Genomic DNA, 12602 nt, shown 5'->3' on the forward strand with positions numbered 1-12602 from the left:
TTGTGCTATTATTTTCTTTCAATATTATTCAAATTTCGGTTTTAAGTTGTAAATCTCATTAATACATATAAATTAATAATATTTTGGAATGGGTGTCTGTGATAGCATTCTCCTTTTACCAAACTTATTGTACAATAGAAACAAGGGGGAGATTAGTTTGAAGGCAAGTCTTTTACAAGAACAAAGCTTACGTTTGGCAATGACACAAGAGTTAAGGCAAGCGATTACAATGCTCCAGTATAATGTACAAGAATTATCGGAGTTTTTGTATGAGCAATCGTTAGAGAATCCCCTTATTGAGTTAGGTGGTTTTGAGAGGGAGAAGAAAAAGAGCTCTAACAACAGTAAAAGTACCAGCAAACAAGTCGAGAATCAGATGGAAATCTACAGTGTGGATTCTACAACGATTCAGCAACATTTATTAAATCAAATACAGTATTATAAAATAGAGGAAGAAGAGCGAAAAGTAGCTTCTTTCATTATTATGAACATGGATGGAAATGGGTATTTACAAGAAACGAACGAGGAGTTAGCAAATCTTCTTTCCGCACCGCTTCATGTAGTCGACCGCTCTGTAGAGCTTGTCCAATCACTCGAGCCAGCAGGGGTAGGGGCGCGTAATATTCAGGAATGTCTAACTTTGCAATTGAAGCGCTTACAAAGGCGGAATGGATTAGCAGAAGAGGTTGTGGAAGATCACTTCGCTTATTTCGTAAAGAAAGATTGGCGAAAGCTCGTTCAAGTGTTGAAGTGTAGTAATGAGGAATTACAGAGTGCTGTAAATTGTATAACGTCATTACAACCAAAACCAGGTCTTGCGTTTTCTTCTGATAAACCACTTTATATTGTGCCTGATATGGCGGTGAAAAAAGACGGTGATCGTCTCGTTTTACAAATGAATGAGAGAAATATGCCGAGAATTGAAATTCATTCTGAATATAGTGCGCTTCTTAATAATAGTGAAAGTGAAGTAGCATCTTACGTTTCAGAAAAGTATCAGCATGTACAGTGGATTATGCGTAGTTTGAAACAAAGAAAACAAACGCTTTTGCAAGTGATGACCATTATTATGGAAAAACAACGTGATTTCTTCTGGAAAGGTCCGGAGTATTTAAAGCCACTTGCTTTAAAAGAAGTAGCAGAAGAGCTAAGCGTCCATGAATCGACAATTAGTCGTGCAACGCGAAATAAATATGTGCAAACACCACACGGTTTATTTGAGATGAAATCGTTCTTTAGTAATGCCGTTTCGACTACTGAAGATGAAGCAGTTTCTACAAAGCGTGTAAAACAATTTATTCAAACGCTTGTTGAGGCGGAGAATAAGAAAAAGCCACTTTCAGACCAAAAGATTTCAAAATTGTTAGAAGAAGAGCATGAAATCGTTATTTCTCGAAGAACAGTGGCGAAGTATAGGGAGCAAATGCACATCCCAGCGTCGTCATTACGAAAAACGATCGGATAGGTGAAGAAGATGAAAGTTGTACTGTATACAAAAAATGATTGTGGCCTTTGCGTGAAGGCGAAGCAAGTTTTACAGGAAGTACAATGTGAATATTCTTTTCAAATTGAGGAAATAGATATATATGAAGATAATGACCTTTTAGAAAAATATCACCTAATGATTCCGGTTGTAGAAATAGACGGAAAACAAGTAGAATATGGTAACATTCACAAAGGTGTCATAATAAACTATATAAAGAATGCAGTTAAGAGTTGAATAAGTTTCTATCTCCTGTTACAATAATACACGTAGCAGGGATTATTTTTTTAACCTATGTGGGACACAAAATGTCACTACGGGACGTAAAGTGACCACGAGGGAAAATGAACCGATGTAGTGAGGAGAAAAGATATGCGCTCATGGATTCAGAACACAAAAAAATTATTACCTGATCTGCTACCTGTTATGCAAACGAGAATGCAAATTCTTCAATACATTAGGCTTATGCAGCCGATTGGAAGAAGAAATTTATCAGCAAGTCTCGGTATGACAGAACGAGTATTGCGAAGTGAAGTTCAAGTTTTGAAAGAACAAAACTTAGTTCACGTCGCTTCTTCTGGAATGACTTTGACAGAAGAAGGAACAGCTTTAGTTCTTGCTTTGGAAGACTTTATGAAAGAAATTTCCGGGTTAAAGGTTTTAGAAAAGCAACTTAAGGAAACATTAGACTTGGATGAAGTTTTCGTTGTCCCTGGTGATAGTGATGAATCGCCTTGGGTCAAACTGGAGATGGGCCGTGCTTGTGTGACTTGTATAAAAGACCGTCTGACAGCGAATAATATCGTTGCTGTGGCTGGAGGAACTACGCTAGCTGCTGTTGCGGACATGATGCAGCTTGATTGCAAAGATTTACATATGCTATTTGTCCCAGCACGTGGTGGAATTGGAGAAGGCGTCGAGTTAGAAGCCAATACTATTTGTGCCAAGATGGCGCAAAATACGATGAGTAATTATCGCTTATTGTATGTTCCAGACCATGTTAGCAGCGAAGCATATGCGTCTATTGTGACAGAGCCTTCCGTGAAAGAAGTTCTTGAGTTGATTCGATCTTCCAATATCGTCATTCATGGAATAGGTGATGCGTTAACAATGGCACGTCGCAGAAATACTTCGGAAGCAGATTGGTTAAAGATTCAAGCAAGTGAAGCAGTTGGCGAAGCTTTCGGTTACTACTTTAATGAACAAGGAAATGTTGTTCATAAAGTAAGAACAGTTGGTATGCAACTTGAGGATTTACAAAGTGTATCTCACGTTGTTGCAGTCGCTGGAGGTTCTTCAAAGGCAAAGGCAATACAGGCTGTAATTAAACAAGGGCACACTTCAATTCTAATTACAGATGAAGGTGCAGCAAAACAGTTAACAAAGGGTATTACCCTTTAATATAATCCCCCAAGGAGGAAATTCAAATGACTAAAATTGGTATTAATGGATTTGGACGTATCGGACGTAACGTATTCCGCGCAGCTCTTAACAACTCTGAGGTAGAAGTAGTAGCAATCAACGACTTAACAGATGCTAAAACATTAGCTCACCTTTTAAAATATGACACAGTTCACGGAACTTTAAATGCAGAAGTATCTGCTAACGAAAACAGCATCGTTGTTAACGGTAAAGAAATTAAAGTTATCGCTGAGCGTGACCCAGCTCAATTACCATGGAGCGACTACGGAGTAGAAGTAGTAGTAGAATCTACTGGCCGTTTCACTAAAAAATCAGACGCTGAAAAACACTTAGGTGGATCAGTTAAGAAAGTTATCATCTCAGCTCCAGCTTCTGACGAAGATATCACTGTAGTTATGGGTGTTAACCACGAACAATACGATGCAGCTAACCACAATGTAGTATCTAACGCTTCTTGTACTACAAACTGTCTAGCTCCATTCGCTAAAGTATTAAACGAAAAATTCGGCGTAAAACGCGGAATGATGACAACAATTCACTCTTACACTAACGACCAACAAATCTTAGACTTACCACACAAAGATTTACGTCGTGCTCGTGCAGCAGCTGAAAACATGATCCCAACATCTACTGGTGCAGCTAAAGCAGTAGCATTAGTATTACCAGAACTTAAAGGTAAATTAAACGGTGGCGCTGTACGTGTTCCAACTGCTAACGTTTCTCTAGTTGACCTAGTTGTTGAACTTGACAAAGAAGTAACAGTTGAAGAAGTAAATGCAGCATTCAAAGCAGCAGCTGAAGGCGAATTAAAAGGTATCCTTGGATACAGCGAAGAGCCATTAGTATCTATCGACTATAACGGATGTACAGCTTCTTCTACAATCGATGCATTATCTACAATGGTAATGGAAGGTAACATGGTTAAAGTACTTTCTTGGTACGATAACGAAACTGGTTACTCTAACCGCGTAGTAGACTTAGCAGCTTACATGACTTCAAAAGGTCTTTAATTCTTAATTATATAAGTTATCAATGACAAAACGAGGGAGAGGGTTTGTTCCCTCTCTCTCTTCTTTCGTTTTAAAAGCAAATGTGTTAAGCTTTTGAGTGGGTTTTGTCAATCCTAACTAGTAGTCGGAGGGAAATCCAATGAACAAAAAATCAATTCGTGACGTAGATTTAAAAGGTAAGCGTGTATTTTGCCGCGTTGACTTCAACGTACCTATGAAAGAAGGCAAAATTACAGATGAAACTCGTATCCGTGCAGCTCTTCCTACAATTCAATATTTAGTAGAGCAAGGTGCGAAGGTTATTTTAGCAAGCCACTTAGGCCGTCCAAAAGGTCAAGCAGTAGAAGAATTACGTCTTACTCCAGTAGCAGCACGTTTAGGCGAGCTTCTTGGTAAAGATGTTAAAAAAGCAGACGAAGCATTCGGACCAGTTGCACAAGAAATGGTTGCAGCAATGAACGAGGGCGACGTATTAGTTCTTGAAAACGTACGTTTCTATGCGGGCGAAGAAAAGAACGATGCAGAACTTGCGAAAGAATTTGCAGCTCTTGCTGATATCTTCGTAAACGATGCATTCGGTGCAGCTCACCGTGCTCATGCTTCTACAGCAGGAATCGCAGACTACCTACCAGCAGTATCTGGTCTATTAATGGAAAAAGAGTTAGAAGTATTAGGTAAAGCACTTTCTAACCCAGAACGTCCATTCACAGCTATCATCGGTGGTGCGAAAGTAAAAGATAAAATCGGTGTAATTCGTCATCTATTAGACAAAGTAGATAACTTAATCATCGGTGGCGGACTTGCTTACACATTCGTTAAAGCTTTAGGTCATGAAATTGGTCTATCTCTATGTGAAGACGACAAGATTGAACTAGCTAAAGAATTTATGCAACTTGCAAAAGAAAAAGGCGTAAACTTCTACATGCCAGTTGATGTTGTAATCACTGAGGAATTCTCTGAAACTGCAACAACTAAAATCGTTAATATCGATTCTATCCCTTCTAACTGGGAAGGCGTGGACATCGGTCCTAAAACACGTGAAATTTATGCAGATGTAATTAAAAACTCTAAGCTTGTTGTATGGAATGGACCAATGGGTGTATTCGAAATGACTCCATTCGCAGAAGGTACAAAAGCAGTAGGACAAGCATTAGCAGATGCAGAAGGTACATACTCTGTTATCGGCGGTGGTGACTCTGCAGCAGCTGTTGAAAAATTCGGTATGGCTGATAAAATGAGCCACATTTCTACTGGCGGCGGTGCGTCATTAGAATTCATGGAAGGTAAAGAGCTTCCAGGTGTAGTTTGTCTTAACGACAAATAAGTAGCAGCCAAAGAAAAAGGACGGTGCAAAGCATGCGTAAACCAATTATCGCAGGTAACTGGAAAATGAATAAAACTCTATCTGAAGCAGTTAGCTTCGTAGAGGAAGTTAAAGGTCAAATCCCAGCAGCTTCAGCTGTTGATGCAGTAGTTTGCTCTCCAGCTCTATTCTTAGAGCGCCTTGTAGCAGCGACTGAAGGAACTGATTTACAAGTAGGTGCACAAAACATGCACTTCGAAAAAAATGGTGCATTCACTGGCGAAATTAGCCCAGTAGCACTTAGCGACTTAAAAGTAGGCTACGTAGTACTTGGCCACTCTGAGCGTCGTGAAATGTTTGCTGAAACAGATGAGTCAGTAAACAAAAAGACTATCGCAGCATTTGAACATGGTTTAACACCAATCGTATGTTGTGGTGAGACTTTAGAAGAGCGCGAAAGCGGAAAAACATTTGATCTAGTAGCAGGTCAAGTAACAAAAGCACTTGCAGGTTTAACAGAAGAGCAAGTTAAAGCAACTGTTATCGCTTATGAGCCAATCTGGGCTATCGGTACAGGTAAATCTTCTTCTTCTGCAGATGCAAATGAAGTATGTGCGCATATCCGTAAAGTTGTTGCAGAAGCTGTTTCTCCAGAAGCTGCAGAAGCTGTTCGTATCCAATACGGCGGTAGCGTAAAACCAGAAAACATTAAAGAGTACATGGCACAATCTGACATCGATGGCGCTTTAGTTGGCGGTGCTAGCTTAGAGCCTGCTTCGTTCTTAGGTCTTCTGGGGGCGGTAAAATGAGAAAGCCAACAGCTTTAATCATTCTTGACGGTTTCGGACTTCGTGAAGAAACTTACGGGAATGCTGTAGCACAAGCTAAGAAACCTAATTTTGATGGTTACTGGAACAAATTCCCTCACACAACGCTTACAGCTTGTGGTGAGGCAGTAGGTCTTCCAGAGGGTCAAATGGGTAACTCTGAGGTTGGTCACTTAAATATCGGTGCTGGCCGCATTGTATATCAAAGCTTAACACGCGTAAACGTTGCAATTCGTGAAGGTGAGTTCGATAAGAACGAAACGTTCCAAAGTGCAATTAAAAGCGTAAAAGAAAAAGGTACTGCACTTCATTTATTCGGTTTACTTTCTGACGGTGGTGTGCACAGTCACATGAACCACATGTTTGCTCTTCTTCGCTTAGCAGCTAAAGAAGGCGTTGAGAAAGTATACATTCATGCATTCTTAGATGGCCGCGATGTTGGACCAAAAACAGCACAAAGCTATATCGATGCAACAAATGAAGTAATTAAAGAAACAGGAGTAGGACAATTCGCGACTATCTCTGGTCGTTATTACTCCATGGACCGTGACAAGCGTTGGGATCGCGTAGAAAAATGTTACCGTGCTATGGTGAATGGTGAAGGCCCTACTTATAAATCAGCAGAAGAGTGTGTAGAAGACTCTTATGCAAATGGTATCTACGATGAATTCGTATTGCCGTCTGTAATTGTTAACGAAGATAACACGCCAGTTGCAACAATCAATGATGATGATGCAGTTATCTTCTATAACTTCCGTCCAGACCGTGCAATTCAAATTGCTCGTGTATTTACAAACGAAGACTTCCGTGAGTTCGATCGTGGTGAAAAAGTACCTCACATTCCAGAATTCGTATGTATGACACACTTTAGTGAAACAGTAGATGGTTACGTGGCATTCAAGCCAATGAACCTTGATAACACTTTAGGTGAAGTTGTTGCGCAAGCGGGATTAAAGCAACTTCGCATCGCGGAAACTGAAAAGTATCCGCACGTTACATTCTTCTTTAGCGGTGGTCGTGAGGCTGAATTCCCAGGAGAAGAGCGTATCTTAATTAACTCACCGAAGGTTGCAACGTATGACTTGAAACCTGAAATGAGCATTTACGAAGTAACGGACGCTTTAGTAAATGAAATCGAAAATGATAAACACGATGTTATCATTCTTAACTTTGCGAACTGTGATATGGTTGGCCATTCTGGGATGATGGAACCAACAATTAAAGCAGTAGAAGCAACTGACGAATGTTTAGGAAAAGTTGTAGAAGCGATTCTTGCAAAAGATGGTGTAGCACTTATTACTGCTGACCATGGTAATGCGGATGAAGAATTAACTTCTGAAGGAGAGCCAATGACAGCTCATACAACTAACCCGGTTCCTTTCATTGTTACTAAGAACGACGTAGAATTACGTGAAGATGGTATCTTAGGTGATATCGCTCCAACTATGCTTACACTTCTTGGTGTTGAGCAACCGAAAGAAATGACAGGTAAAACAATTATTAAATAATTTGCTTATATAAAAAGGAGAGAATTTATTATGTCAACAATTATTGATGTTTATGCTCGCGAAGTCCTTGACTCTCGTGGTAACCCAACTGTAGAAGTAGAAGTTTACACAGAAAGCGGCGCTTTCGGACGCGCTATCGTACCAAGTGGTGCATCTACTGGTGAGCACGAAGCAGTAGAATTACGTGACGGTGACAAATCTCGTTACCTAGGTAAAGGTGTTATGAACGCAGTAAACAACGTTAACGAAGCAATCGCTCCAGAAATCGTTGGTTTCGACGTAACTGACCAAGCTGGTATCGACCGTGCTATGATCGAATTAGATGGCACTCCAAACAAAGGTAAACTAGGCGCTAACGCTATTCTTGGTGTATCTATGGCAGTAGCTCACGCAGCAGCTGACTTCGTAGGTCTTCCATTATACCGTTACCTTGGTGGATTCAATGCAAAACAATTACCAACTCCAATGATGAACATCATCAACGGTGGTTCTCACGCTGATAACAACGTAGACTTCCAAGAGTTCATGATCTTACCAGTTGGTGCTCCAACATTCAAAGAATCAATCCGTATGGGTGCTGAAGTATTCCATGCACTTAAAGCTGTATTACATGACAAAGGTCTTAACACTGCAGTAGGTGACGAAGGTGGATTCGCTCCAAACCTTGGTTCTAACCGTGAAGCACTAGAAGTAATCATCGAAGCTATCGAAAAAGCTGGTTACAAAGCTGGCGAGAACGTATTCTTAGGAATGGACGTTGCTTCTTCTGAGTTCTACAACAAAGAAACTGGTAAATATGACCTTGCAGGCGAAGGCCGTACTGGCTTAACTTCTGCAGAAATGGTTGATTTCTACGAAGAGCTTTGCAAAGACTTCCCAATCATCTCTATCGAAGATGGTTTAGACGAAAACGACTGGGATGGTCATAAATTATTAACTGAGCGTATCGGTGATAAAGTACAATTAGTTGGTGACGACTTATTCGTAACTAACACTCAAAAACTTGCTGAAGGTATCGAAAAAGGTATCTCTAACTCAATCTTAATTAAAGTTAACCAAATCGGTACTTTAACTGAGACTTTCGAAGCTATCGAAATGGCTAAACGTGCTGGTTACACAGCAGTTGTATCTCACCGTTCTGGTGAAACTGAAGATGCTACAATCGCTGACATCGCAGTTGCAACTAACGCTGGCCAAATCAAAACTGGTTCTATGAGCCGTACTGACCGTATTGCTAAGTACAACCAATTATTACGCATCGAAGACGAACTAGGCGAAATCGCTGTTTACGATGGTATCAAATCTTTCTACAATATCAAACGATAATTGTAGAAAATAACGACAGACCGTGAGAAATCACGGTCTGTTTTTTTTATGTTAAAATTGTTCCCCCGTCATAAGTGACATGAAATGTTTAAAGAAACGGTTATAATCAAAATCAATTGCAATTTGATGACCCGGCCAATCAATAAATGGCTTTTGGTTCACTAAAGAACGAAATTCCCCTATGCTTGCTCCTTGTGCAGAGGATTCTGTCATAACAACGATAGGGGATTTGTGATACGTAAACATAGAGTTATCAAGTAAAGCGAGTATTGGCATTGTGTCATGGAAGGGGCTACCCTTTAAATGTGGTAGAGCATTTTTATAATAGCCGTAGTAATAATGATCGAATAACGGTTTGACGAGTGGGGCTTTTCCTTTTGCTTCAATATATTCAGCCATTTCTGGTGTAATGATGGAATATTGGGTGACGTTTAATGGATAGATGTACATGTTAGGTGAGGATTGAAGGACTATATTAGCGGCAGTAGGATCGCCATAAAAGTTTGCTTCAGAAATAGGGGTGACATTACCAGGATGTAAAAAGGCACCGCCCATTACGTAGTAAGATTTAATTTGTTTCATTAACTGTTTGCACATGATAAATAAAATTGCTAGAGATGTAAGTCTTCCTAAACTTACAATGATTAATTCATCTTTATACTGTTCAATAAGAGGAATCACTTCAAAGAAATTCTCCATTTCTCCGTTAGTCACATTCCCCTTTGGAATAATTGGCCCAAGCCCTTGTTTCCCGTGTACATCTGTAAAAAAAGCAGGCGGGGCACCAGTAAGAGGGCGTTCTGAACCACCGAATATCTTAATATTTCTATTCCTTGTTTCATTCTTAAGAAAATGAGCATTTTGTACGGCCATCTCTTTTGGAACATTGCCGTAATCAGCAACAATGCCGATGATTTCTATTTCATCGATAAAGAATGCTAAGAGGAGAGCCATCGTATCATCAATCCCAGGATCACAAAAAATGAGAACCTTTTTGGGCATATGTTCACCACCTATCTTGTTCATCCCACTTTAATGGGCAGTAAGACCCCAACCTCAAAATTCAGCGAATTGGTTCAACTAATAATCAGTGGGGGATAAAGAATCACCCACTGATTAAAGTTTCACTTTATATATATGTAAGCTTAAGGATAAAAAGATTATTTTATTGAAATAATAACCTTTAAAATTCAGAAAATAAAAACTTCTTATATTAGGTCAAGGTTTTTGACTTAATTTTCTTTTGAAAATGTAGTCATATCAAGGTTGTAAGCGTATAACATAGGCGTTTTTTGCTGTCAAGTTGATAAATTGCAGCTTTTTACAATTTATACTATGATAAAGATATTAACAGAAGATCGTATAAACAAGAGGGATGATGAACATGAAATTTACAAAGATTCTTGTCCAAATTGCTGCTCTTTACGTTTTTTATATGGTTGGAACTTGGGTACAAGAAATGTTAAATATTCCGATCCCAGGAAGTTTGATTGGAATGTTCCTCTTACTTGTTTTACTTAGCCTAAAAGTTCTTCCAGTGAAATGGTTCGATTTAGGAGCAGAAACACTCGTTGCTATTATGCCGTTTTTATTAATTCCGCCAACACTTGGCCTAATGAATTACGGTGCTTTTTTTATGAGTAAAGGAATTTCTCTTTTCATTACAATTGTAGCGAGTACATTTTTAATTATTATTGTTGCAGGACATACAGGACAATATCTTGCAAATAGAAAGGAAAGAGAATCGAGATGAGCCAAATATTAATCGGAATCGGTTGGGTTCTTTTTACGGTGCTATTATACCAATTATCTAAAAAAATCTATAAATTATTTCCAACACCATTCACCATTCCAATGCTTGTAGCAACAGGATTAATGGCTTTCTTATTTATTATGCTTGATATACCCTATCAACATTATATGGAAAGTGGTGGCGGCTGGATTGCAAAACTGCTCGGACCCGGTGTTGTAGCATTTGCAATTCCTCTTTATAAACAACGCCACGTTCTTCAAAAGTATGTTGTACCGATTGCTGGTGGCGTATTAGTAGGTACAACAGTTGCCATTGCGAGCGATTTTGCTATTGCATCACTTATGGGAACGGATAAAAGTTTAATTTTATCTTCTTTACCAAAATCGGTAACAATGCCAGTTGCGATGAGTGTTTCAGAACAAGTTGGTGGTGTACCGTCATTAACAGCAGCTTTCGTTGTTATTGCGGGTATTACTGGAACGATTACCGGCCCACTTTTATTAAAATGGAGCCGCGTTACAAATTCAGTTGGTAAAGGTATCGGATTTGGATGTGCTTCTCATATTATGGGCGTCATGAGAGCGATGAAAAATAATGAACATGAAGGTGTTATTGGATCGGTAACAATGACATTAACAGCAATTTTGACATGTTTGCTCGGACCATTATTTGCAATGATGTTCATGTAATAGAAGAAAAGCGAGAGCAACCCTATAGCTCTCGCTTTTCTATAGAATTTATGCTACAGTTACAATAACTGAATCTTTGTAGGAGGTACGCCAAGTGCATACGTTATTATCCGTTTTACTTATTATTGTATCGATTTTAATGATTGTTATGGTACTTATGCAGTCTAGTAATAGCTCAGGCCTTTCAGGTGCAATTTCAGGCGGTGCAGAGCAATTATTTGGTAAGCAAAAAGCACGTGGAATTGAAGCGGTATTAAACCGTATTACAATTGTTTTAGCTGTATTGTTCTTCGCATTAACAATTGGTGTTACGTACTTAAACTTATAGAATTGAAAGAAGAAGCGTTAGTAAGATGTACTAATGGTTCTTCTTTTTTTGTTTTGCCATTTGAAAGATGTTTCTAATTAGATTATAGAAATATAAATATGGTACACTAGATATAGAAAGAATACGACTAGATTACAGAAGAGAAAGAGGAGAAGTACATGATGAAATTAGCATCTCCGAAACCATTTACATTTGAGGGTGGAGACCGCGCTGTTTTATTACTACATGGATTCACAGGAAACTCAGCTGATGTACGTATGTTAGGGCGTTTCTTAGAAAAGAAAGGCTACACTTGTCATGCCCCAATTTATAAAGGGCACGGTGTACCACCAGAAGAGCTTGTTCATACAGGTCCTGAAGATTGGTGGCAAGACGTAACGGAGGCATATCAGCTTTTAAAAGATAAAGGTTTTGAGAAAATTGCTGTCGTTGGATTGTCACTTGGTGGCGTATTTTCGCTAAAATTAGGTTATACAGTACCGGTTTTAGGTGTAGTGCCAATGTGTGCACCGATGTATATTAAGAGTGAAGAAACGATGTACCAAGGTATATTGGCATATGCCCGCGAATATAAAAAGCGTGAGCAAAAATCACCAGAGCAAATCGAACAAGAAATGTTGGAATTCCAAAAGACACCGATGAATACATTAAAAGCATTACAACAATTAATTGCTGACGTACGTAACAATGTGGACATGATCTATGCACCAACATTTGTTGTACAAGCGCGTCATGATGAAATGATTAATACAGATAGTGCTAACATTATTTATAACGGTGTAGAATCAACGTTAAAAGACATTAAATGGTATGAAGACTCTACGCATGTCATTACACTTGATAAACAGCGTGACGAGCTACATGAGGATGTATATAACTTCTTGGAGCAACTAGATTGGTAAGATCTAGTTGCCTCTTTTTTTCATAAGGGATTTTTTGTGAAAACTGTAAAA

Annotated in this window: 13 protein-coding genes; 12 read left to right on the forward strand and 1 reads right to left on the reverse strand. The window is 39.0% G+C overall.

The window, feature by feature from the left end; genetic code table 11:
- The first annotated feature begins 157 nt into the window (after positions 1 to 157).
- From rpoN to eno, 8 genes are all read left to right on the forward strand, one after another.
- A complete protein-coding gene (gene rpoN, locus MR079_RS14275; protein ID WP_000647971.1) occupies positions 158 to 1465 on the forward strand; it encodes an RNA polymerase factor sigma-54 in 1308 nt (435 codons plus the stop codon).
- A gap of 9 nt (positions 1466 to 1474) precedes the next feature.
- Positions 1475 to 1720, forward strand: coding sequence for a glutaredoxin family protein (locus tag MR079_RS14280; RefSeq protein WP_000869738.1), 246 nt, complete (start codon positions 1475 to 1477; stop codon positions 1718 to 1720).
- Positions 1721 to 1855: 135 nt separating this feature from the next.
- Entirely contained in the window at positions 1856 to 2884 is a 1029-nt protein-coding gene (gene cggR, locus MR079_RS14285; RefSeq protein ID WP_139868333.1) for a gapA transcriptional regulator CggR, read from the forward strand.
- Between the two features lie 26 nt (positions 2885 to 2910).
- Positions 2911 to 3915 (forward strand): type I glyceraldehyde-3-phosphate dehydrogenase, encoded by a 1005-nt coding sequence (gene gap / locus MR079_RS14290; RefSeq protein WP_000161236.1) that lies wholly within the window; start codon positions 2911 to 2913, stop codon positions 3913 to 3915.
- A gap of 139 nt (positions 3916 to 4054) precedes the next feature.
- On the forward strand, positions 4055 to 5239 hold the full coding sequence (locus MR079_RS14295; protein WP_088327961.1) for a phosphoglycerate kinase: 1185 nt from the start codon (positions 4055 to 4057) through the stop codon (positions 5237 to 5239).
- A gap of 32 nt (positions 5240 to 5271) precedes the next feature.
- Complete coding sequence (tpiA, locus tag MR079_RS14300; RefSeq protein WP_001231038.1) at positions 5272 to 6027, forward strand: triose-phosphate isomerase; 756 nt, start codon at positions 5272 to 5274, stop codon at positions 6025 to 6027.
- Positions 6024 to 7553, forward strand: a complete 1530-nt coding sequence (gene gpmI / locus MR079_RS14305) for a 2,3-bisphosphoglycerate-independent phosphoglycerate mutase (RefSeq protein WP_001231152.1) — start codon at positions 6024 to 6026, stop codon at positions 7551 to 7553. Before tpiA ends, gpmI begins: the two co-directional genes overlap by 4 nt.
- 30 nt (positions 7554 to 7583) lie before the next feature.
- Positions 7584 to 8879: a phosphopyruvate hydratase gene (eno, locus tag MR079_RS14310; RefSeq protein WP_000103949.1), complete on the forward strand. Its 1296-nt coding sequence runs from the start codon at positions 7584 to 7586 to the stop codon at positions 8877 to 8879.
- Positions 8880 to 8930: 51 nt separating this feature from the next.
- On the opposite strand, the gene MR079_RS14315 is transcribed toward eno, so the two are convergent.
- Positions 8931 to 9881 (reverse strand): nucleoside hydrolase, encoded by a 951-nt coding sequence (locus MR079_RS14315; RefSeq protein ID WP_061657637.1) that lies wholly within the window; start codon positions 9879 to 9881, stop codon positions 8931 to 8933.
- A 382-nt stretch (positions 9882 to 10263) separates the two neighbouring features.
- On the opposite strand from MR079_RS14315, the gene MR079_RS14320 reads away from it, so the two are divergent.
- The 4 genes from MR079_RS14320 to estA all read left to right on the forward strand — a co-directional run bounded on the left by MR079_RS14320 (position 10264) and on the right by estA (position 12551).
- Positions 10264 to 10632, forward strand: coding sequence for a CidA/LrgA family holin-like protein (locus MR079_RS14320; RefSeq protein WP_000673220.1), 369 nt, complete (start codon positions 10264 to 10266; stop codon positions 10630 to 10632).
- Positions 10629 to 11321, forward strand: a complete 693-nt coding sequence (locus tag MR079_RS14325) for an LrgB family protein (RefSeq protein WP_000078299.1) — start codon at positions 10629 to 10631, stop codon at positions 11319 to 11321. The genes MR079_RS14320 and MR079_RS14325 overlap by 4 nt, the downstream gene beginning before the upstream one ends.
- A gap of 94 nt (positions 11322 to 11415) precedes the next feature.
- Positions 11416 to 11649: a preprotein translocase subunit SecG gene (secG, locus tag MR079_RS14330; protein WP_000557262.1), complete on the forward strand. Its 234-nt coding sequence runs from the start codon at positions 11416 to 11418 to the stop codon at positions 11647 to 11649.
- Positions 11650 to 11810: 161 nt separating this feature from the next.
- Positions 11811 to 12551: a carboxylesterase gene (gene estA, locus MR079_RS14335; RefSeq protein WP_000761976.1), complete on the forward strand. Its 741-nt coding sequence runs from the start codon at positions 11811 to 11813 to the stop codon at positions 12549 to 12551.
- The last annotated feature ends 51 nt before the right edge of the window (positions 12552 to 12602 follow it).

Source organism: Bacillus cereus group sp. BfR-BA-01381 (assembly GCF_022663555.1).
Taxonomy (GTDB): Bacteria; Bacillota; Bacilli; order Bacillales; family Bacillaceae_G; genus Bacillus_A; species Bacillus_A pacificus.

Coding starts and splice junctions, on each gene's coding strand:
- MR079_RS14280 (WP_000869738.1), top strand. CDS start 1,475: ATGAAAGTTGTACTGTATACAAAAAATGATTGTGGCCTTTGCGTGAAG.
- cggR (WP_139868333.1), top strand. CDS start 1,856: ATGCGCTCATGGATTCAGAACACAAAAAAATTATTACCTGATCTGCTA.
- gap (WP_000161236.1), top strand. CDS start 2,911: ATGACTAAAATTGGTATTAATGGATTTGGACGTATCGGACGTAACGTA.
- MR079_RS14295 (WP_088327961.1), top strand. CDS start 4,055: ATGAACAAAAAATCAATTCGTGACGTAGATTTAAAAGGTAAGCGTGTA.
- tpiA (WP_001231038.1), top strand. CDS start 5,272: ATGCGTAAACCAATTATCGCAGGTAACTGGAAAATGAATAAAACTCTA.
- gpmI (WP_001231152.1), top strand. CDS start 6,024: ATGAGAAAGCCAACAGCTTTAATCATTCTTGACGGTTTCGGACTTCGT.
- eno (WP_000103949.1), top strand. CDS start 7,584: ATGTCAACAATTATTGATGTTTATGCTCGCGAAGTCCTTGACTCTCGT.
- MR079_RS14315 (WP_061657637.1), bottom strand. CDS start 9,881: ATGCCCAAAAAGGTTCTCATTTTTTGTGATCCTGGGATTGATGATACG.
- MR079_RS14320 (WP_000673220.1), top strand. CDS start 10,264: ATGAAATTTACAAAGATTCTTGTCCAAATTGCTGCTCTTTACGTTTTT.
- MR079_RS14325 (WP_000078299.1), top strand. CDS start 10,629: ATGAGCCAAATATTAATCGGAATCGGTTGGGTTCTTTTTACGGTGCTA.
- estA (WP_000761976.1), top strand. CDS start 11,811: ATGAAATTAGCATCTCCGAAACCATTTACATTTGAGGGTGGAGACCGC.